The organism is Fictibacillus nanhaiensis (genome assembly GCF_049537595.1).
Classification (GTDB): Bacteria; Bacillota; Bacilli; order Bacillales; family Fictibacillaceae; genus Fictibacillus; species Fictibacillus nanhaiensis_F.
The window spans coordinates 701142-720908 of sequence record NZ_JBMULM010000002.1; the positions used below are offsets into that span (position 1 = coordinate 701142).

Below are 19767 nucleotides of genomic sequence, written 5' to 3' on the forward strand. Positions count from 1 at the left end.
TCTATTTAAGGGAGAATGTATTATGAAGAATACTTGGAAAGCATATCGCTCGCCGATCATATTGCTGCTCGCGATTATTGCGGGAAGTATAATCGGTTCTACAATGGGAAAGGACGCTGCAGTCCTTAAACCGTTCGGCGATCTGTTCTTAAACGTTATGTTCATGATTGTTGTTCCACTCGTGTTCTTTTCAATCTCATCGAGTGTAGCAAGCATGGCGGGAACAAAGCGTTTCGGTAAAATCATCAGCTCTATGATGATCGTCTTTTTATTCACTGGAACGGTTGCAGCTATTATTAGTATGGCTGGTATTAAGATCTTTCCGCCCTCAGAGGGTGTGAAGATTGATCTAGTGAAACCTGATTCGACGGGTGAAGAAGTATCGATTGGTGATCAGCTAGTAAGTACAGTTACAGTACCTGATTTTGTCGATCTATTAAGTCGTGCGAATATGTTAGCACTTATCCTTTTTTCTGTGTTGTTAGGCCTTGCAACCTCTAAAGTGGGAGAAAAGGGGAAGCCGCTCGCGAACTTCCTCTCAGCGGGAAGTGAAGTTACCCTTCAGATGGTAAAATACGTGATGTTTTATGCTCCGATTGGTTTAGGAGCCTATTTTGCTGCACTTGTTGGTGAATTTGGACCAACCCTGCTTGGTTCCTATTTTAAAGCAGTTTTATTCTACTATCCGTTCTCTATTATTTATTTCTTCGGCTTCTTTACGCTTTACGCGTTCATGGCTCATGGAAAGCTTGGTATTCGAGTGTTTTGGAAAAATATGCTTTCACCATCTGTTACGAGTCTTGCAACGTGCAGTTCTGCTGCAAGTATTCCCGTTAACCTAGAAGCTACTAAGAAAATGGGAGTACCTGACGATATTAGTGAAACGACGATTCCTCTTGGTGCAACACTGCATAAAGACGGATCTGTTATTGGTGGGGTATTAAAGATTACATTCCTTTTTGGAATTTTTGGAATGGATTTCTCTGGCATCGATACGTATCTTTTAGTTGGTGGAGTAGCACTTTTAGTGGGTATGGTAATGGGAGCGATCCCTCAAGGTGGACTGATCGCAGAGATGCTGATCCTATCACTTTTTGGTTTTCCTCCTGAAGCACTGCCGATCATCGCTGCGATCTCTGCAATTATTGATCCGCCAGCGACATTGCTGAACGCTACAGGTGATAATGTCGCAAGTATGATGACGGCGCGTTTAGTTGAAGGTAAGAACTGGCTGATGAAAAAAACAGGATCGTTAACAGAACAAAAAGGTGCATAATCTATTTTCATCTCTAACTCATCCTATTTTGAGTTAGAGATTTTTTTATAGGGAAAATGGGAAGTTATGTATCCTCAAATCATTTTGAAAATGTTACTCTTAACGTAACAAGAATGAACAATGTGTGGTTGATAAAGGAAGTGTACAGATGAATTCTTTATTACAAGCTGACTGTTCTCGTTGTTTTGGCCTTTGCTGTGTGGCGCTACCTTACGCAAAATCTGCTGATTTTGGTTTTGATAAAGACAGCGGAATACCTTGTAGAAACTTACAAGACGATTTCCACTGTGGGGTTCACAAACATCTAAGAGATAAAGGGTTTAAAGGTTGTACGGTATATGAATGTTTTGGAGCAGGACAAAAAGTCTCACAAAACACTTTTTCAGGAATGGATTGGAAGACTAATCCAGAGCTAGCGAAAGAGATGTTTGATGTTTTTCCAATCATGCAACAACTTCAAGAAATGATCTATTACCTAACTGAGGCGATGAACCTTAGCGAAACAAAACCTATACATCAAGAATTAAAAGTGGCTATAAGCGAAATAGAAAATCTTACTCTACGTAGAGCTTCAGAAATCAAAAAGATGAACGTATCAAAAATTCGTATAAGGATTAATGAGTTGCTGATTACTACAAGCCAATTAGTAAGAGAAGAATTCATACATAAGAAGTATCAAATAACAGGCAAGACCAGTGATTTTATCGGTGCTAAGCTTCGAAGGGCAGACCTGCGTGGTGCAAATTTACGAGGTGCTCTTCTCATAGCGGCAGATTTGAATTATGCAGATTTAAGAAAATCAGATTTAATAGGAGCGGATTTACGTGATGCTGACTTAAGTGGTGCAGACTTAAGAGGGAGTATCTTTTTAACACAAGCTCAAGTAAATTCGGCTAAAGGAAATGCTGATACAAGGCTCCCTGAAAGGTTAACTCATCCGAATCACTGGCAAAAAGTAAAACAAAACAAAAAAGCCTTCCGTTAACTTATAACGGAAGGCTTAAGTGTGACTAAAAGATTAAGTTTAATACGAGATAAGACAAAGCTGCTAATGTTGCTGAGATTGGAAGTGTGATGAACCACGTGATGACCATCGTCTTAGCCGTGCCCCATTTTACCCCTTTTAATCGGTGAGACGCACCTACCCCTAAGATGGAAGAAGTGATAACGTGCGTTGTACTTACAGGAATACCTAAGAAAGATGCACCAAAGATAACAGATGCTCCCGTTAAATCAGCAGATACCCCATTTACAGGGCGGATCTTCATGATCTTTCCGCCAACCGTTTTGATGATTTTCCAACCACCTACAGATGTACCAAGACCCATGGCAAGTGCACAGGATACCTGTACCCATAACTGAATGTCTGTGCTATCTGTGTAACCGTTCGCGATTAATGCCATCGTGATGATCCCCATCGCTTTTTGCGCATCATTCGTACCATGTGAATAAGCTTGAAGAGCAGCAGTAGCTACCTGTACTTTACGAAAACCGTTATTCGTTTTCGTTAAATTCGTATTCTTAAATACCATCTTAATAATGTTATAAAATATAAAACCTACGATAAATGCTAGAATCGGAGAAAGAAGCAAACCATAAATAATTTTTAGAAAACCAGAATAGTGAAGTGCTTCAAAACCAGCAGCTGCAATCGCAGCACCAGCGATAGAACCGATTATCGCATGTGAAGATGAACTTGGGATACCATAGTACCAAGTAATCAAGTTCCAAGCGATTGCCGCAACAAGAGCAGCGAGAATAACAACTGACCCGTTAGGAAGTGTAAATGGGTCTACAATATCTTTTGTGATCGTTTTTGCAACACCAGTGAATGTCATGGCTCCGACAAAGTTCATGACTGCAGCTAGAATAATAGCTCTTCTTGGTGTTAAAGCTTTTGTTGAAACAGATGTTGCAATCGCGTTCGCTGTATCATGAAAGCCATTGATAAAATCAAAGGCAAGCGCACAGATTACAACAAGAATGGTAATGAGTAATACTGTATCCATACCAGCCATCCGTTACGCGTTTTTCATAATGATAGATTCTAATGTGTTCGCAACGTTCTGGCAGCTGTCGGCAATGCCTTCAAGCACTTCATACATCTCTTTATACTTGATAACTTTGATCGGATCTGTTTGAGTTGAGAATAATTCACGCTGTGCTTCACGGTAAAGATCGTCACATTTTGATTCGTAATCTTTAATCTTGATTGCATGTTCACGCATATCAAGAAGTTTTTTCTCTGATAACAAGTTTACAGTAAGCAGGATTTCTTCCGCACTTAACTTAATATATTCTACAAATTTAACCATGTATTGATCTGGGTTTGTAATCGCGTAAATGTCAAACAAAGCAGAAGATTGCTCGATACCATCTAGAATATCATCCATACTCATAGCAAGTGATAAGATATCTTCTCTTTCAATAGGTGTAATAAATACTTTGTTCAGTTCCATGATAACGGTATGAACATAAGAATCACCTTTTGATTCAAGTTCTTTTAAATGGTCTGCGAATTCGCGAAGATCATTTTCGTTATTAATTTTGAAATCGTGGAAATAACCAGCGGAATCTTTCAAGTTGCTAGCAATATCCGTTAGCATGACCATGAACTTATCCTTTTTCTTTGTAAACATAGTACCCTCCAAAAGAAATGTCTTTTATCCTTTTTCTTTTTACGTTTTTTGTGGCAGTCATTTTTTTCTTTTTTAACCACCCAACACATTATACAAAAAAATAAGAGTTTTTGTCGAAAAAGAATGAATTGTAATCAATAATTTACAAAAGCTTTACTAAGTTAAGCTTTCTTTTAACGTTCAACTAATATTGAATTTACAAATGTTTAGAATTGAAATAAAAAATTTACATTACTTTCTTTCATCATTCCCTAAACGAACTACTTAGAATCTATGGGCAGTGAAAGCCCATAGAAAAACATTTGAAAAATGTCTGTTGCGAGTTTTTTTCCATTCTCGCCTGTAATCATGGAGATGAGCGTATTGTTATTAAAAAGCTGAATGTATACCATGACGGACTCCATTGAAAGATCAGGATTGACCTCCCCGTTGGTTTGAGCATCCTTAATCAGATCAACGATTAAAGGAATGGCATACTTACTTTGAAAGTCAGCTAGAAATAATTTTAAATCTTCATCGTTTAACATCATCTCTTCTATAACTTCAGGATGAATGTTTAGTATGTTATTCGTTTTATGAAGAATGCTTGAGGTCATTTTTTCTTTGAAAGAAAGGTCTTTATGAAAGAGCTCTTTATGAAAATCGTATTCATCGACAACGAACTCTTTAATCACTTCCCGAAACAAAGCTTCTTTGCTTCCAAAGTGATTATAGATGGTAACTTGAGATACCCCTGCATGTTTCGCGAGATCTTCTATTTTAATTTCTTTGATGCCTTGTTTTTGAAACAGGGAGAAAGCAGCTTTCTTAATGTCTTTTTTCTTTTGTTCCTTTCGACGTTCATATCCGTTCAAAACTCTTCACCTCTTTACTAAGATAAAACATATTTTGAAAAATAACAAATAGCATATTTCAAAAAGTGTTGCTTATTGTAAAGAAAGGACTTATGATTATTTTGAAATATACATTGTTCAATATTTCAAAAAGGCGGGTGTGAGGATGATTCAAGTAAAGGGACTCTCAAAGCAGTTTACGAAAGATAAAGGATTGTTCAATCTAAATTTCGAAGTAAAAAAAGGGGAGGTGTTTGGATATATTGGTCCGAATGGAGCAGGTAAATCAACAACCATTCGTCATTTAATGGGCTTTATGAAACCAGATAGTGGCTATTCTTCAATCGATGGAAAGGACTGCTGGAAAAACGCTGCACGCATTCAAGAAAAAACAGGATACTTGCCAGGTGAGATTGTCTTTCTAGAAGGAATGACAGGCCTTGGCTTCTTGTCCCTTGTTCAAAAGATGCGAAAGCAAGAGTGCATCAAACGCAGAGACGAGTTAATAGAACGTTTTCAGTTAGACATAAACTCACCGATAAGAAAGATGTCTAAAGGAATGAAACAGAAAGTGGGTATCATCGCAGCGTTTATGCATGATCCTCAAGTCCTTATCTTAGACGAACCTACATCTGGGCTAGACCCACTCATGCAACGCGTCTTCATTGATCTAATCTTAGAAGAAAAACAAAATAACAAAACGATACTCATGTCATCACACAGTTTTCAAGAGATCGAACGAACGTGTGATTCGGCTGGAATCATAAAAGATGGAAAGTTAGTGGCGTTAGAAGATATGCATCTGTTAAGAAGAGTACAACGGCGTATATTTGAAGTGAAAGTGAAGTCTGAGGATGATATGAATCACATCCTTCAATCATCGCTCGTTACAGAAATAAAAGGGGCTAGAACCATTCATGTTACGGTACAAGGTAACGATCAAGAATTTGTCCAGCTTTTGAGTCGTTGTGATGTTCAACATATTGATACACGACCTCAGGATTTAGAAGATATATTCATGCATTATTATGACAGAAGGGAAGTGGAGAGATGAGCTTGCCTTTATATCTTGCGATGATGAAAAGTCATGGAAAGATGTTAGGGGGATTCATTTATGGTGCTGTGGCTTATATTGTACTGATCATTTGGATATATCCTTCTATTGCTGATATGAAAGGATTTAACGAAATGATCGCTGCATTGCCAGAAGGTATGCGGAAGCTGATCGGTATGGAGAATGGTATAAATTCCTTGTCAGACTATATAGCCGGGGAATTTTATGGCATGTTGTTTCTGATCATATTGATGGTTTATGTAATTTTAACTTCGACTCGAGTGATGGCACGACTTGTCGACCAGGGATCTATGGCTTACTTGCTTGCCACACCTAATTCAAGAGTAAAAGTTGCCATTACACAAGCAGCTGTCTTGCTTACTGGGCTGGCATTAATCGTAGGTTTTACAACGCTGAGTGGTATTGCAGCAAGCGAGTGGCTGATCGATGGCTATCAATTAGACGTTGCTTCTTTTATTACATTGAATTTACTCACTTTCCTTGTTTTCTCGTCGATTGCTGGTTATTGCTTCTTCATCTCCTCTGTAAATAATGATGAGAAGAAAGCGCTCGGGATCTCTGCAGGAATTACGCTTTTATTTTATATGTTGAACATGGCCGGAAAATTAAGCACGAAAACAGAATGGATGTTAAACTTTTCGATCTTTAAATGGTATGATCCGATCAAGATGATTAATAACGAGACGGAGGCGCTCTGGATCGGATGTGCACTAGGCGTTTTAACATTCCTCTTATTTATGCTTAGTGTGGTTGCGTTCAAGAAAAGAAATCTTCCGTTATAAATATTCTAAATCGTTAGGTTAACATGTATAATATAAATAATAATGAGTCACCAAAATGTAAATTTCACATACAATGTTAGTGTTAGGAACCGAATATTGGATAGTTTTCAGGCTGCTGTCGTAAAAGACGGCAGCATTTCTGCTTTTTAAGGGTACTTGAGGATGATAGTTATTATCAAATACGCAGGAGGGGAAGTCCATTGGAACTCTCTGCACGTACACAACTGTTGATGGCAACAACGTCTGGTATCTTCATACTAACCGCTTGGATGATGGAAAAATATTCAGATTCTCCTTATTATGTTCTCTTTTATTTGTTAGCTTTTATCGTAGGAGGCTATGCAAAAGCAGTCGAAGGCATTCAGGAAAGCATAAAAGACCGACAATTGAACGTTGAACTTCTTATGATGTTTGCTGCAATCGGATCTGCAGCGATCGGTTATTGGGGAGAGGGAGCTGTATTGATTCTAATCTTTGCTTATTCTGGCGCTCTAGAAATGTATACCTTACAAAAAAGCGATAAAGAGATCAAAGCATTAATATCTTTACAGCCGGAAGAAGCATGGCTTTTGTTAGAGGATAAGGAACTGAGAGTAGAGGCTTCATCTTTAGAACCTGGTAATCTAATAAAAGTTAAACCAGGAGAGCGGGTACCTGCAGATGGGGTAATTGTAAAAGGAAACTCCTTTATTAATGAATCTGCCTTAACCGGAGAGCCTCTTGCTCGAGAAGTCCATATGTCATCAGAAGTATTAGCAGGAACATTGAACCAATCTGGATTGTTAGAGATTTCTGTTACAAAACATATGAAAGACTCAGTATTTCAAAGAATGATAGACCTCGTGAATAACGCACAGAATGATGCACCACCTGTTCAAAGAAAAATAGAAGAGTTTGAAACAAAATATGTTCTTTTTGTGTTACTGGCTGCCGCATTAACCTTTTTAGTCCCGAGTTCCATTGGGGTTTGGAGTTATTCAGAATCTTTATACCGTGCTTGTGTTCTGCTAGTCGTGGCTTCTCCTTGTGCACTTGTAGCCTCGACCATGCCAGCATTGCTAGCTTCGTTATCTAACGCAGCTAAGAACGGAATCCTATTCAAAAGCGGTGTCTTTTTAGAGAAACTGAGTTTAGTAAACGTTATCGCTTTTGACAAAACCGGTACTTTAACAAAAGGCCGCCCAACTGTGATACACGCTGAATTTCTCCAGTCTTCTTGGTGCAAAGAAAAGTTGATCTCGATTATCTACGAAATTGAAAAGAACAGTATACATCCACTTGCAAAGGCCATTAATGAATACCTTACCGTTCGACCAGAAAAAACGCCTATAGAACTGGCTGTGTTTGAAGATGTGCCAGGAAAAGGTGTGAAGGCTGATATTCAAAGTACCATTTGGAAAATAGGGAGTCGCGAGTGGACGGATATAACAGAAAAACAAGAATGTGAGCTTCTGATGAATCTAGATGATGAAGCAAAAGATACAGGACATACAGTTGTATATGTAACAGCTAACGATCAACTCGCAGCTTATTTTCTTTTAGGTGATTCAGTGAGGGCAGAGACTGTTAAGGCGATAAAAGACTTACAATCAAAACAAATCTTAACGATCATGCTAACCGGTGACTCTAAGCGCGGAGCAGAGATGATCGGAAGAATCGCGAAGGTCGACGAAATTGGTTATTCATGTTTGCCTGAAGATAAAGTGAACACCGTAAAAAAATGGAGAGAAAAAGATGCGGTTGTAGCGATGATTGGAGATGGAGTGAACGATGCGCCAGCACTCGCTATAGCAGATGTCGGTGTTGCGATGGGTATGGGAAGCGATGCCGCCATCGAGACCGCAGATGTCGTACTCGTAAAAAATGATCTGAGTAAGCTACTCTATGCGATGCAGCTGTCTGAAAGGCTTTCTAAGATCATTAAACAAAATATCATCTTTTCAATCAGTGTGATTTTTCTCTTATTATGTGCGAACTACCTACAGTTTCTCACTTTACCATTTGGCGTGATCGGGCATGAAGGAAGTACCATTTTAGTGATTTTAAATGGGTTACGTTTATTAAAATAGCCAAAGTAAAAAGCCGGACACAAGTCTCGGCTTTTTATCTTTCATACGATTAAATTGAACGGTTGTTAACATCACTTTGCTTTTTCTCATAAGAAGAATCTGTACCTGTTTTTTGTTGTGTATCTGTTGAAGAAAGTGTACGTGGCGTTACAACTGCTTTAGTTTGCGTGTTATCTTTGGTTTGATAATTACCATTTGCAGCTTCTTGTTTTACTTCATCAATCGCAGTTTTTGTTTCACTTTTTACCTCACTCGCCGTATTCTTTGCTTCTTGTAGCTTTTGGCGAGCAGATAAAGAAAGATTTCCTGATTTTTCTTTTATAGATGCGACAGTATCTTTAGCATCCATCGTCCCAAGTTTCGCTTTCAACATGGTTTCATCTTTCATTTGCTGCGTGCGTTCTTTTAATTTAATAGATGAATCGCGAAGATCGTTTCGAAATTCACTTCCGTTTTTAGGAGCATATAATAGAGCTGCTGCAGCTCCTACAAGACCTCCCACTACTAATCCTGTAGCAAAACCAGAGGCATTACTTTTCTTGCTAACGTTAGTATCAGCCGTATCACGTGTTTGAAAATCGGAATGTGTAAAAACCGGTTCCGCAGTAGTCGTTGGTGTATTTGAATAGTTAGGCATAGTATTGAATCCTCCTTTTAGTCTGTATAAAACCCTACCCGGAACATATAAATGATAAACATGAAGTATGTAAAGGTGAAGTGAGCTATAGGATATAAGCTAGTATTTTGGGAAGAGAAATAAGGAGAAAGAGTATGATAAATCATTAGAGCAGTTTTGGAGCATAGAAAAAGCCGGGCAATGAGCACCCGGCCGATTTCTATTTATTTCATTAACTCTTTAATTCTGGAAGCATACGAACTTCTTCATTCATTGCAGATTTGCAAATGGGGCATTGCGGTTCTTTTTGCAAAGAATAGTCAGCGCGCATCCAGCAAGAGCATCCATCACTCGTACATGCCCAAACCTTCGTTTCTACGTCTGGAATCGGCTCTGCAGGTTGTTTTGAAAAAAAAGCCATAGATATCCCCCTTTTCTGTTCTACTTATAGTATACGCCTAAAAGAGGAAAAATATGTATCAATTTGATTACATATTTAAAATAAGTTCATATTGAAGAGAGATATCCCTTGCCCAACGTGCATGAATCTCTTTGATTTCTTTAGGAGATTGTATCGAAATGTTTGTTTTTAATGTCCATAAATACTCAGCAGCTCTATCAACATAGGTTGCCAAAATATCTCCTGACAAACGATATAGACCATTCTCTTTCGTTCTTATAAATTGCCGTAGAAAAGGATGCGACTCACAATAGTTCAAACCTTCTTCTGAAATTTCTGCTTCTAGTCTAACGTAGTTTCTTGGTGAGATTTGAGATGCCCAATTATGAATGGTCACATCAGTAAAGTCTTTTACTTCTATCGGTTCATAGTTAATCACAGCGTGTTTAATATCTGATAGTTTAAAAATATGATAATCCATAAGTGAGTAACAATATGCGGGACAATACCATTCACCATTTTCGCTAAAGAGGCCGATCAGTTGAATGTTGCTATACAATTTTTGTTCTTTCATCGTATAAAGAATCGTAACAATCTTTTGCTTGATTGAAGCTTCAAGAATGATTGGTGCGATTTGATTATTCACAGGCATCGGAAGCTGAACAAAAAGCCGTTTTTGAATCTGAGTCCAATTATCCTTAGCATCTTCCGGCATGAATTGATGAAGTTTATTTACTATCGATCTACTTTGCGTTTGAAACGGAAAACTCGTTTCAGTGAATGTCTGTAAACTAAAAAGAATAGAGGAAGCTTCCATTTCGGTAAATCCGATAGGAGGCAGGATCCGGTCATTTTCGATTCGATATCCGCCGTGTGGTCCGAATTCAGAAACGATGGGAAGACCCATCTCAATAAGATTCAATAAGTCTCGCTGAATCGTTCTAGTAGATACTCTGAATTCATCGGCTAATTCTTTTAAAGTAAAATGTTTTTTTGAGTTTATGGAAAGCAGTAGCCGTTCCAGTCTTTTTATCTTTGACATGTTAGACCCCTAATTTATATATTCATATATTAAAACTTTTGTACTAGTCTTTGTATGTTATATCGTACAAATATGATAAAATGTTAGGGTTTATCCAAATAAAGTAAGAATAAATTTAAAAACACGTTATTCCATTGGATAACGTGTTGATTTTGTAGTATGAAAGGTAGGAAAACTAATCTGCGATCATTGTTTTAAGCAGTTTTTAGTATTAGTTCTTTACTATTGAAGAAAGGTGTTCAATACATTGAACCATATCCGCAAGCTGTTTATCAGTGAGCTGTGACATGTACTTGATCAGTACACCGTTTCTTTTTTCTTGAATTGCATGAAACGCTACTAAACCGGTTTCATTTAATTGAACGTATACAATTCTTCGATCGAGGTCAGACCGATAACGATCTACAAGTCCTCTTTTAACAAGTCGGTCGATGATAACGGTAGTAGCACTAGCGCGTACTTTCATAGCGTCAGCAATCTCAGAAACCGTCCATTTCTCACGAGATGATAAAGTCTTTAATATTTGGAATTGAGTGGAAGTTATCTCTTCTTCTTCCCAAATCTCAGGCTTTATCACGTCCATGATCTCATTGAACGCTTTCTCTATACGCTCTACTTCCATTAATACATTTCTACTATCTGTCACCACTTTCACAGTACTGCCTCCTTAGCTTACATTACTCCTATTTTAATATAAATTTCCGATAAGTTCCATTAAAGAGTAGTATAAAGTATCTAGTTTTCAATGTGTATCTCTGTGCTAGTATTTAAACTATTGAAATATAGGTTTAATTTAGAAATAAAAATTTATTTTTAGGTTAATAGAGGAATTCTCTTATCATTATCTAATAAAAATAGAGATAAAGGGGGATGTGCAATATGGCACGTATTGCTTGGATTACTGATAGTACAAGCTGCATCACACAGGAAGAAGCGAAGGAACTTGGCATTCATATTATTCCTGTATCTGTCATAATGGATGATGAAATTTATAAAGACGGTATAGATATTACTCCAGATGAATTTTATGCAAAACTTGAAAATGTTTCTGAGCTCCCAAAAACGAGCCAGCCAACAGTCGGAGAGTTCTCTGACTTTTATGAAGTTCTAAAACATAACTATGATTGTGGAATTGCCATTCATGTTTCTGAAAAATTCAGCGGCACGATAAACGGTTCAAGACTTGGCGCGGAGATGGCAGATTTCCCTGTACATATTGTGGATTCAAAAATTTTATCTGAATCCATGAAACAACTTTTGTTAAAAGGGAAAAAGCTTGAAGAGGAAGGCCTAGAAGCCGAAGATATAGCTGCGATGCTTCGTGAAACGGCAGATCATGTAAAAGGATATGTATGCATCGGAAGTCTTGAACAATTGAGAAAAGGTGGTAGATTATCTGGCGCAAGCTTCCTTGTTGGAAATCTTCTTCAGATCAAACCCATACTTACCTTTGACGATGGTTCACTCGTACCATTCGAAAAGATTAGGACATTAAAAAAAGCAGAATCCCGCGTTCTTGCTTTATTTGAGGAAGCTGCACAGAATAAAGGTGCATACGGTGTAAGCGTCGTATACAGCGGCTCCTCAGAGAAAGCAGAGGATTGGCTTCATCTCTTAAAAGAGAAGTACCCTCATATTACTTTTAATCTAGGGCAGCTGAGCCCTGCGATCGGCGTCCACGTTGGCGCTGGCACCCTCGGTCTCCTCTGGTTTGAAGAATAGGGGTCTGACCCCATACAATTACAAACAGCCAGAATGTCCATCCGAGATGGACATTCTGGCTGTTTTGCATTCAATCATCTATTCAAGTCTTACGCTTTCTTTCGAACGGCAAAGAAGATCATAATACCCCATAGAATAAGAAGAGGCAACAAAGCCGATATTTCTGTAAACAAATCTAAGGAATAAAATTCGTTCAGAATTGTTCTTAAGTTCGTTATGATGATTAAGCCCCCTGCAAGGACTCCTAATAGCGCTGGTTTAAGCTTTTGTACGAGCCATGCAGCAAAAGGAGCTGCTATAATCCCACCTAACATCATCGCAACTACGACCTGCCAAAGCATAGTTTCCCAACCGATAAACAAAAAGAAACCGATAGAAGCTGATAACGAAACAGCAAATTCACTGAAGTTTACAGAGCCGATCGCTTTACTGGGTGAGAGGTTTTTCTGTGTGAGCAGAATGGGAGTCGTAATGGGTCCCCATCCTCCACCGCCTGTTGCATCCATAAACCCAGCGATGAGTCCTAATGGCTGATACATCCTTCTCTTAGCTGTGCTTTCTGTAAAATCAGTTTCTATATTCACGTTCACTTTTATAAGTAAGAAGCGGAACAAAACATAAAAGCCAAGTCCTAATAAAAATAAGGAGATGTACGGTTTTATAAAAGTTGAAGGAATATAGCTTAAAAAAGCAGCACCTAAGAATGCTCCGATTGCCCCTGGAATGACAAGTTTTTTCACTGTTTTCATATCAACATTTCCGAATTTAAGATGTGAATAGCCTGAGACAGCAGATGTCACAACTTCAGATAGATGAACAGAAGCCGAAGCTAAAGCCGGTGAGAAACCAACAACTAACAAAAGAGTCGTAGAAGTAACGCCATATGCCATGCCAAGTGAGCCGTCAATGAGCTGAGCCATGAGGCCGATCAGAGCTAACATTACAATTTTTTTCATAGAAGGTCCTCCAACAATAGAGATTCTATAGATTATGTGGACAAAATGAGAATGGTTAGGACAAATGTTTATGATTTTAAAATTTTTCTCTCTAATTTCATACAAAAAGAACTGAAATAATTGTTTTTTTCCTCATTTTTAGATACTCTAATAGACAGTGTTGCAAGTAGAGGTTAATCGCCTATATTTTGTGGAATAATACAAAACAGACATAAATACATAAATTGGAGTGATATGTACAATGGAAATCGGTTTAATCGGCCTTGGAAAAATGGGCTTCAATATGGCACTGAACATGAATGATAAAGGAAATACAGTTTTCGCTACAGATGTTAACAAAGACACTGTGAAAGAGATTTCAGCAGAAGGTGTTAAAGGTGTTGACTCGATCGAAGAACTTGCTAATTCTTTCACAGGAAGAAAAGCGGTTATTCTTCTCGTTCCAGCTGGAGAGATTGTTGACCAAGTAATCGAACAATTGAAGCCGCATTTAACAGAAGGCGATATTATCGTTGACGCTGGTAACTCCATGTACAAGCACACACTTCGCCGCTATGAAGAACTAAAAGCAGCTGGCATCCATCTTGTAGATGTTGGTACGAGTGGAGGAACTGATGGAGCTCGCTATGGTCTTTGTGCCATGATGGGTGGAGATGACGATGCGGTTAACTACCTTGCTCCCCTATACGAAAAAATCTGTGTTGAAAAAGGATTCATGATCACTGGCCGTGCAGGTTCTGGTCATTTCTTGAAAATGGTTCATAACGGAATCGAGTACGGCATGATGCAAGCAATCGGAGAAGGATTTGAAATCTTAGATAAAAGTGATTTCGACTATGATTATGAAGCGGTTTCTAGAGTATGGAACAACGGATCAGTTATCCGTAGCTGGCTGATCGAACTTATGGAGAACGCATTCAGCAAACAGCCAAAACTTGAAGACATCCGCGGAGTGATGAATTCTTCAGGTGAAGGAATATGGACAGTTGAAGCTGCTCTTGACTACCAAGCATCTGCTCCAGTTATCGCATTATCACAATTCATGCGTTTCCGTTCATTAGAAGACGACACGTTCCACGGTAAAGTCGTTGCAGCACTTCGTAACGAATTTGGTGGACATGCAGTCGTGAAAAAATAATAAAAATGCTTTAATGAAGACCTCATTGCTTATACGTTTAAGCAGAGGTCTTTCATTAATTTTGAGACATTCGACATATACTAGTAATGAAGAGACAAGAATAGGAGTTTTGATCATGGAAGAAAAGTTTGTGCGTGAATCTCGTACTGTTAAATCCTCTGTAGTCCTACCACCTGATACAAATAATCATGGTACACTGTTCGGAGGGAAATTGATGGCGTACATCGATGATGTTGCCGCTATTTCTGCAATCCGACATGCACGAAAAAATGTGGTCACGGCATCAACGGATTCTGTGGATTTTTTACAACCGATCAAAGAAGGTCATTCCGTTTGTTTAGAATCATTTGTGACATGGACAAAAACAACATCAATGGAAGTATTCGTAAAGGTGATCTCAGAGAATTTATTGTCTGGAGAACGAAAAGTTTGCGCTGTTTCCTTTCTAACATTCGTAGCGTTAGATGAAGATGGGAAACCGACCCCAGTGCCAAAAGTCATACCTGAAACAGAAGAAGAAAAATGGCTGCATGAGCATGCACCTGAACGAGCGATCGCGAGGAAAAAACGCAGAGAAGAAAGCAAAAAATTAGCCAAAGAGTTCGGAGTAAAAAAACCTTGGGATCCTATGTGAGCATAAAGATATATTTTTAACATTTTGCAGTTCATAAAATTCGCATTTTGAAAATAAGATGCTATAATTAAGTTACCTTTTTCCAGCCAGGGATACAGAACCCTGGCATTATACTGTTAATTGTTAAAGCCCCTGATCATGTTTTCGGATCAGGGGCTTTTTGTGTGCAATAAAGTATGTATGAGACCACCGACCGGTTAGAAGCAGTTTAGGGTAAAAACCACCAATATAGATATCGTTTCCTTTTTTTACATAACAAAAGCGTGTTGTGCAAATGCTAAGAAAAGCTTGTTAAAAAGGTGGATGGTTATGCGAAATAGAAGAAAACGTCCAATCATTAGAACTCATAAAAAGTTAACGGATATGTTAGCAGATAAAAACCATGATGATCCTTCTTCTCTTCAGTCCAAAACCATTTCTATGGAAACCTCTAAAAGGCAAGAAACGACAGAAAAAAAGGTTGTCGGAGAACTTAGTCCCATTCTCCATGTCATGGTAGATCGGGTAAAGACACTCTTAGGTGACCCTATGGATTTAATCGTTCGTGAATTTGAATTCGAGTTAGAACAAAAGGTTACGGCAACCTTATTATTCTTAGAAGAAATGAACGATCCTCAAATTTTAAATGAGTTTATTCTATCACCCTTGATGTCACTGTCATCTCATAAACAATCTTCTCCAGTACCGTTGAATCATGCATTACATTACATCAAACAAAATGCATTAGCACTAGGAAGAGTTTTAGATGTCGAAACAGAAGATGAACTAGTTGAAGCACTTCTGGCAGGTTTCAGTGTTCTTTTAGTTGAAGGGAATACGAAAGGTCTAAAACTAGGAACGACGGGTGGAAAAGTTAGAGGGATAGAAGAACCTTCGTCAGAAGTTGTTATTCGTGGTCCTAAGGATTCTTTCACGGAGTCTATTAAAACAAATATCTCATTGATTAGACGTCGGGTAAGGTCAAAAGATATTAGAATCGAAAAATTCAAAATAGGTGAGGTCACACATACCGATGTTGCAATCGTTTATCTAGAGAATATCGCAAATCCGTTATTGATCAAGGAAATAAAAGAAAGAATAGAAGAAGTGAAGACAGATGGCCTGCTAGAATCTGGTCAACTTGAAGAGTTCATCCAGGATGAGACTGTTACTGTGTTTCCTCAGTTTTTGAACACAGAACGACCAGATGTAGTGATTGGAAATCTTCTCGAAGGTCGTGTGGGCATTATTATTAACGGAACACCATTTGTACTAATCGCCCCTGCACAATTTATACAATTCTTTCAATCATCAGAAGATTATTATATGAGATATGACATCAGTACATTTCTGCGCTTATTAAGATTTTCAGTTTTTATCATTTCTTTGATCGCACCATCAATCTATATTGCACTCACTACATTTCATCAAGCCATGATTCCTACAACTTTATTGTTCGGTATTGCTGCTCAGCGAGAAGGTGTTCCGTTCCCTGCGATTGCAGAAGCGTTAATAATGGAGATTACTTTTGAAATATTACGTGAAGCAGGCATTAGGATGCCCCGTGCTGTAGGAGTCGCTGTCTCAATTGTAGGAGCTCTTGTTTTGGGACAGGCAGCTGTTCAAGCAGGACTTGTTTCTCCTGCTATGGTTATCGTTGTAGGAATTACAGCTGTAGCAAGCTTTGCGATTCCATCTTTCGCAGTTGCTACATCCGCTCGATTATTACGGTTTCCACTAATGTTGATCTCATCTGTTTTTGGCTTCTATGGTCTTACACTTGCATTAATTGTAATCATTGCACATTTAACAAGCTTAAGATCTTTTGGTTATCCATATTTGAGTCCTTTTGCTCCTATACAAACACAAGATTTAAAGGATAGCTTGTTTCGATTTCCGATTACCAAATTGTTTAAAAGACCAGAGAAGCTTTCGAAAAAAAACCAAACACGTACACAACCTTATCCGGTTAAGAAGAAACGTGAGGAGGAAACAACACGTTGAAACTGTTAAGAAGTTGTCTTCCTCTCTTACTGTGCCTTCTATTTTTAACAGGCTGCTGGGATCAAAATGAGCTGGATGAGCTTTCAATCGTAATGGGAATCGGAATTAACTTAGATAAAAAAGGAAATCTGGTCGTAACCTACCAAGTGGTCAATCCAACCGAAGTCGCACCAGGCATAACCGGAGCTGGAGGAGGAAAACAACCTGTTTTTACCGTCTATGAGACAACAGGTAGAAACTTGATGGAAGCGACGAGAAAAGCAAGTAAACAAACATCAAGACGTTTATTTTTTGCGCATGCGAGGATGCTTGTCTTTAGTGAAAAAATAGCAAAAGATAGTATCTATCAAGCCGTCGATATGATTTCACGAGACCCAGAAGTCCGTTCGACGATTCAAGTTGTTGTTGCTAGGGATACTACGCCATCGAAACTTTTAAGAACTTTTACCGCCATCGATAAAGTTACGTCTGATGAAGTGGCTACGATATTAAAGGTCTCAGAAAAAAATTGGGGAGAGAACATGCAACAAGATATAAATGAAGTGCTTCAATCTATTATTGATGAAGGCGGAGAACCGATTATCAATGGCATCAAGATAACCGGTGACAAAAAGTTGGCAGTGACAGCACAAAATTATGAAGTAGGTGACCCAGCGCGAGTACAGCTATCAGGCATGGGGGTTTTCAGAGATGGCAAGCTCCAAGGCTGGCTGGATGGCCCAGACGCGCGAGGTGTTCTTTGGATAAAGGGGAAGATTGTTAGTTCAGCGATCACCGTACCTTGTATGGGTAATGATAACGGTTATTCTATCGAAATTGTTCGTTCAAACACTGAAATGTCAGCAGATACAAAGCGGGATATACCGACTATAAAGCTTGATGTGTTTCCTGAAGCAAATATTGCAGAAGCAAACTGCGCGGTGAACTTAGAAAAACCTTCTGAAATTCTTAATATCGAAAGTAGATTAAACCGTGTTATTGAAAAAGAAATTCAAAAGACGATTACAGCATCACAAGGTTTTAACAGTGATGTTCTAGGATTTGGAGAATTATTGTATCGCGAGAATCCAAGAAAATGGCGCAATGATTATAAAAAGAACTACAAAGAAATCTTTCCTAAACTAAAAGTGAAAGTGAACGTCGATTCTCGAATTAGAAGATCCGGTATTCGAACTTCACCATTCTTATTTGAAGAAAAGAAAAAGAAAGAGGCTCCATAATGAAGACCATTAAGATCGATATCCAACAATACTTTATAATCATCGTTTTATTTGAACTTGGAAGTGCGATCCTTGTTGGTCTAGGAATGGATGCCGGCAGAGATGCATGGATCGCGATACTTTTAGGTATGGTTTCAGGCATGGTTCTTTTTCTAGGATATTTTTATCTGTACAAACAGTTTCCTGAACAATCTTTAACACAATATCTACAGATCTTGTTCGGGAAATCAATAGGGAAAATATTTGGTTTTCTCTATCTCATGTACTTCATGTACTTAGCTGCTCGTGTTTTACGTGACTTTGGAAGCCTTCTGCTATCCGCTGTTTTTGTTCAAACACCCATTATTGTGGTAAATGCGCTAATGATTGCTACGATTGTTTATGTACTAAAATTAGGTTTTGAAGTGCTGGTGAGAACAGGGGAGATCATATTTTCATTGGTCGTTTTACTAGGAATCACTCTAGCTGTACTCGTTTTATCAGCAGACTTGATGAAATACAATTATCTTCTCCCCGTCTTAGGTGAAGGATTCTTACCAGTCTTAAAAGCGGCATTCCCCGTAACTCCGACTTTTCCTTTCGGAGAGATGGTGGTCTTTACGATGCTGTTTCCGTATTTGAAAACATCAAAGAAAAGTAAAGCACTCACCGTTGGATTATTTGCCATAATGCTGAGTGGTCTGATCTTAAGTGTAACGGTCGCGATGGACATTGCGATATTAGGAGGGCATGTAGCTACCCATGTCTACTTCCCATTGCTTGCTGCCGTTGCGAAGATTAACTTAGGAGAATTTATTCAAAGGCTAGATGCACTAGTGGTATTCACCTTGATTATTGGAGGGTTCTTTAAGATCTCTGTATTATTTTATGTGGCTGTTAAAGCAACACAAGACATCTTTGACGTAAAAGAAGAAAAAAAGCTAATAGGCCCGATCGGTATTGTCTTGATTCTCTCATCTATTGTTATAGCAGCAAATTATGTGGAGCATATTACAGAGGGTTTAAGTATTGTTCCACATTTTATCCATATTCCCTTTCAAGTTGTTTTACCGAGTCTGTTTATTATTGTATTCTTATTGAGAAGAAAGAAACTTAAGTCTTTTGCTTCTTCTCCATCCACATCGACAGAATAAATGTCAGGATAGGTAAAAGGATCAAAGTAATGACTAAGAAATATTCGACTTTATCAACATAGTGAAAGAAAGACATAAACGATTTTTTTATAACTGTTGCTGGTGCTATTCCTAAGAACCAATCGATGATAATAAGTAAAGAGATCATGCAAAATAACAGAATCATATAAATAGTAACAGGATTTTTCATGTGTTCACCTCCTGTTTTAGTTTTTGCATGATTGACGTCCTTATCCATAAGTTGAACAT

Annotated in this window: 20 protein-coding genes; 11 read left to right on the forward strand and 9 right to left on the reverse strand. The window is 38.3% G+C overall.

What is annotated here, in order from left to right:
* Positions 1 to 22 precede the first annotated feature (22 nt).
* Together ACOZ9X_RS14980 and ACOZ9X_RS14985 are read left to right on the forward strand one after the other, a co-directional pair.
* A complete protein-coding gene (locus tag ACOZ9X_RS14980) occupies positions 23 to 1276 on the forward strand; it encodes a dicarboxylate/amino acid:cation symporter (RefSeq protein WP_423418877.1) in 1254 nt (417 codons plus the stop codon).
* A 148-nt stretch (positions 1277 to 1424) separates the two neighbouring features.
* The gene (locus ACOZ9X_RS14985) at positions 1425 to 2261 is read left to right on the forward strand and encodes a pentapeptide repeat-containing protein (protein ID WP_423418878.1); all 837 of its coding nucleotides are present in this window, start codon (positions 1425 to 1427) and stop codon (positions 2259 to 2261) included.
* A 25-nt stretch (positions 2262 to 2286) separates the two neighbouring features.
* On the opposite strand, the gene ACOZ9X_RS14990 is transcribed toward ACOZ9X_RS14985, so the two are convergent.
* The 3 genes from ACOZ9X_RS14990 to ACOZ9X_RS15000 all read right to left on the reverse strand — a co-directional run bounded on the left by ACOZ9X_RS14990 (position 2287) and on the right by ACOZ9X_RS15000 (position 4769).
* Entirely contained in the window at positions 2287 to 3285 is a 999-nt protein-coding gene (locus ACOZ9X_RS14990; RefSeq protein ID WP_066392710.1) for an inorganic phosphate transporter, read from the reverse strand.
* Between the two features lie 12 nt (positions 3286 to 3297).
* Complete coding sequence (locus tag ACOZ9X_RS14995; protein WP_153238795.1) at positions 3298 to 3915, reverse strand: DUF47 domain-containing protein; 618 nt, start codon at positions 3913 to 3915, stop codon at positions 3298 to 3300.
* Between the two features lie 260 nt (positions 3916 to 4175).
* Entirely contained in the window at positions 4176 to 4769 is a 594-nt protein-coding gene (locus ACOZ9X_RS15000) for a TetR/AcrR family transcriptional regulator (RefSeq protein ID WP_423418879.1), read from the reverse strand.
* Positions 4770 to 4914: 145 nt separating this feature from the next.
* Here ACOZ9X_RS15000 and ACOZ9X_RS15005 point away from each other — a divergent pair, with 145 nt between their 5' ends.
* From ACOZ9X_RS15005 to ACOZ9X_RS15015, 3 genes are all read left to right on the forward strand, one after another.
* Positions 4915 to 5802 (forward strand): ABC transporter ATP-binding protein, encoded by an 888-nt coding sequence (locus tag ACOZ9X_RS15005; RefSeq protein ID WP_423418880.1) that lies wholly within the window; start codon positions 4915 to 4917, stop codon positions 5800 to 5802.
* On the forward strand, positions 5799 to 6605 hold the full coding sequence (locus ACOZ9X_RS15010) for an ABC transporter permease subunit (RefSeq protein ID WP_423418881.1): 807 nt from the start codon (positions 5799 to 5801) through the stop codon (positions 6603 to 6605). Before ACOZ9X_RS15005 ends, ACOZ9X_RS15010 begins: the two co-directional genes overlap by 4 nt.
* 200 nt (positions 6606 to 6805) lie before the next feature.
* Positions 6806 to 8674: a heavy metal translocating P-type ATPase gene (locus ACOZ9X_RS15015; RefSeq protein WP_423418882.1), complete on the forward strand. Its 1869-nt coding sequence runs from the start codon at positions 6806 to 6808 to the stop codon at positions 8672 to 8674.
* Positions 8675 to 8723: 49 nt separating this feature from the next.
* Here ACOZ9X_RS15015 and ACOZ9X_RS15020 read toward each other — a convergent pair whose 3' ends face one another.
* The 4 genes from ACOZ9X_RS15020 to ACOZ9X_RS15035 form a co-directional block, all read right to left on the reverse strand.
* On the reverse strand, positions 8724 to 9311 hold the full coding sequence (locus tag ACOZ9X_RS15020) for a YtxH domain-containing protein (protein ID WP_423418883.1): 588 nt from the start codon (positions 9309 to 9311) through the stop codon (positions 8724 to 8726).
* Positions 9312 to 9522: 211 nt separating this feature from the next.
* A complete protein-coding gene (locus ACOZ9X_RS15025; RefSeq protein WP_066392730.1) occupies positions 9523 to 9711 on the reverse strand; it encodes a cold-shock protein in 189 nt (62 codons plus the stop codon).
* A 67-nt stretch (positions 9712 to 9778) separates the two neighbouring features.
* Positions 9779 to 10732 (reverse strand): helix-turn-helix transcriptional regulator, encoded by a 954-nt coding sequence (locus ACOZ9X_RS15030; RefSeq protein ID WP_423418884.1) that lies wholly within the window; start codon positions 10730 to 10732, stop codon positions 9779 to 9781.
* A 211-nt stretch (positions 10733 to 10943) separates the two neighbouring features.
* Positions 10944 to 11387 (reverse strand): MarR family winged helix-turn-helix transcriptional regulator, encoded by a 444-nt coding sequence (locus ACOZ9X_RS15035; protein WP_137789994.1) that lies wholly within the window; start codon positions 11385 to 11387, stop codon positions 10944 to 10946.
* 224 nt (positions 11388 to 11611) lie between these two features.
* On the opposite strand from ACOZ9X_RS15035, the gene ACOZ9X_RS15040 reads away from it, so the two are divergent.
* Complete coding sequence (locus ACOZ9X_RS15040; RefSeq protein ID WP_423418885.1) at positions 11612 to 12454, forward strand: DegV family protein; 843 nt, start codon at positions 11612 to 11614, stop codon at positions 12452 to 12454.
* An 89-nt stretch (positions 12455 to 12543) separates the two neighbouring features.
* Here the strand turns inward: ACOZ9X_RS15040 and ACOZ9X_RS15045 are convergent, their stop codons facing one another.
* Positions 12544 to 13410 carry a sulfite exporter TauE/SafE family protein gene (locus ACOZ9X_RS15045; protein WP_423418886.1) on the reverse strand — a complete coding sequence of 289 codons (867 nt, stop codon included), beginning with the start codon at positions 13408 to 13410 and terminating at the stop codon, positions 12544 to 12546.
* Positions 13411 to 13651: 241 nt separating this feature from the next.
* On the opposite strand from ACOZ9X_RS15045, the gene gnd reads away from it, so the two are divergent.
* The 5 genes from gnd (at position 13652) to ACOZ9X_RS15070 (ending at position 19518) form a co-directional block, all read left to right on the forward strand.
* The gene (gnd, locus tag ACOZ9X_RS15050; RefSeq protein ID WP_137789991.1) at positions 13652 to 14548 is read left to right on the forward strand and encodes a phosphogluconate dehydrogenase (NAD(+)-dependent, decarboxylating); all 897 of its coding nucleotides are present in this window, start codon (positions 13652 to 13654) and stop codon (positions 14546 to 14548) included.
* Positions 14549 to 14663: 115 nt separating this feature from the next.
* A complete protein-coding gene (locus ACOZ9X_RS15055; protein ID WP_144701383.1) occupies positions 14664 to 15182 on the forward strand; it encodes an acyl-CoA thioesterase in 519 nt (172 codons plus the stop codon).
* 309 nt (positions 15183 to 15491) lie between these two features.
* The gene (locus ACOZ9X_RS15060) at positions 15492 to 17165 is read left to right on the forward strand and encodes a spore germination protein (RefSeq protein WP_423418887.1); all 1674 of its coding nucleotides are present in this window, start codon (positions 15492 to 15494) and stop codon (positions 17163 to 17165) included.
* Entirely contained in the window at positions 17162 to 18385 is a 1224-nt protein-coding gene (locus tag ACOZ9X_RS15065; protein WP_423418888.1) for a Ger(x)C family spore germination protein, read from the forward strand. The genes ACOZ9X_RS15060 and ACOZ9X_RS15065 overlap by 4 nt, the downstream gene beginning before the upstream one ends.
* On the forward strand, positions 18385 to 19518 hold the full coding sequence (locus ACOZ9X_RS15070) for a GerAB/ArcD/ProY family transporter (protein WP_423418889.1): 1134 nt from the start codon (positions 18385 to 18387) through the stop codon (positions 19516 to 19518). Before ACOZ9X_RS15065 ends, ACOZ9X_RS15070 begins: the two co-directional genes overlap by 1 nt.
* On the opposite strand, the gene ACOZ9X_RS15075 is transcribed toward ACOZ9X_RS15070, so the two are convergent.
* Positions 19478 to 19708: a hypothetical protein gene (locus ACOZ9X_RS15075; RefSeq protein ID WP_416731186.1), complete on the reverse strand. Its 231-nt coding sequence runs from the start codon at positions 19706 to 19708 to the stop codon at positions 19478 to 19480. The genes ACOZ9X_RS15070 and ACOZ9X_RS15075 overlap by 41 nt on opposite strands.
* Between the last annotated feature and the right edge of the window lie 59 nt (positions 19709 to 19767).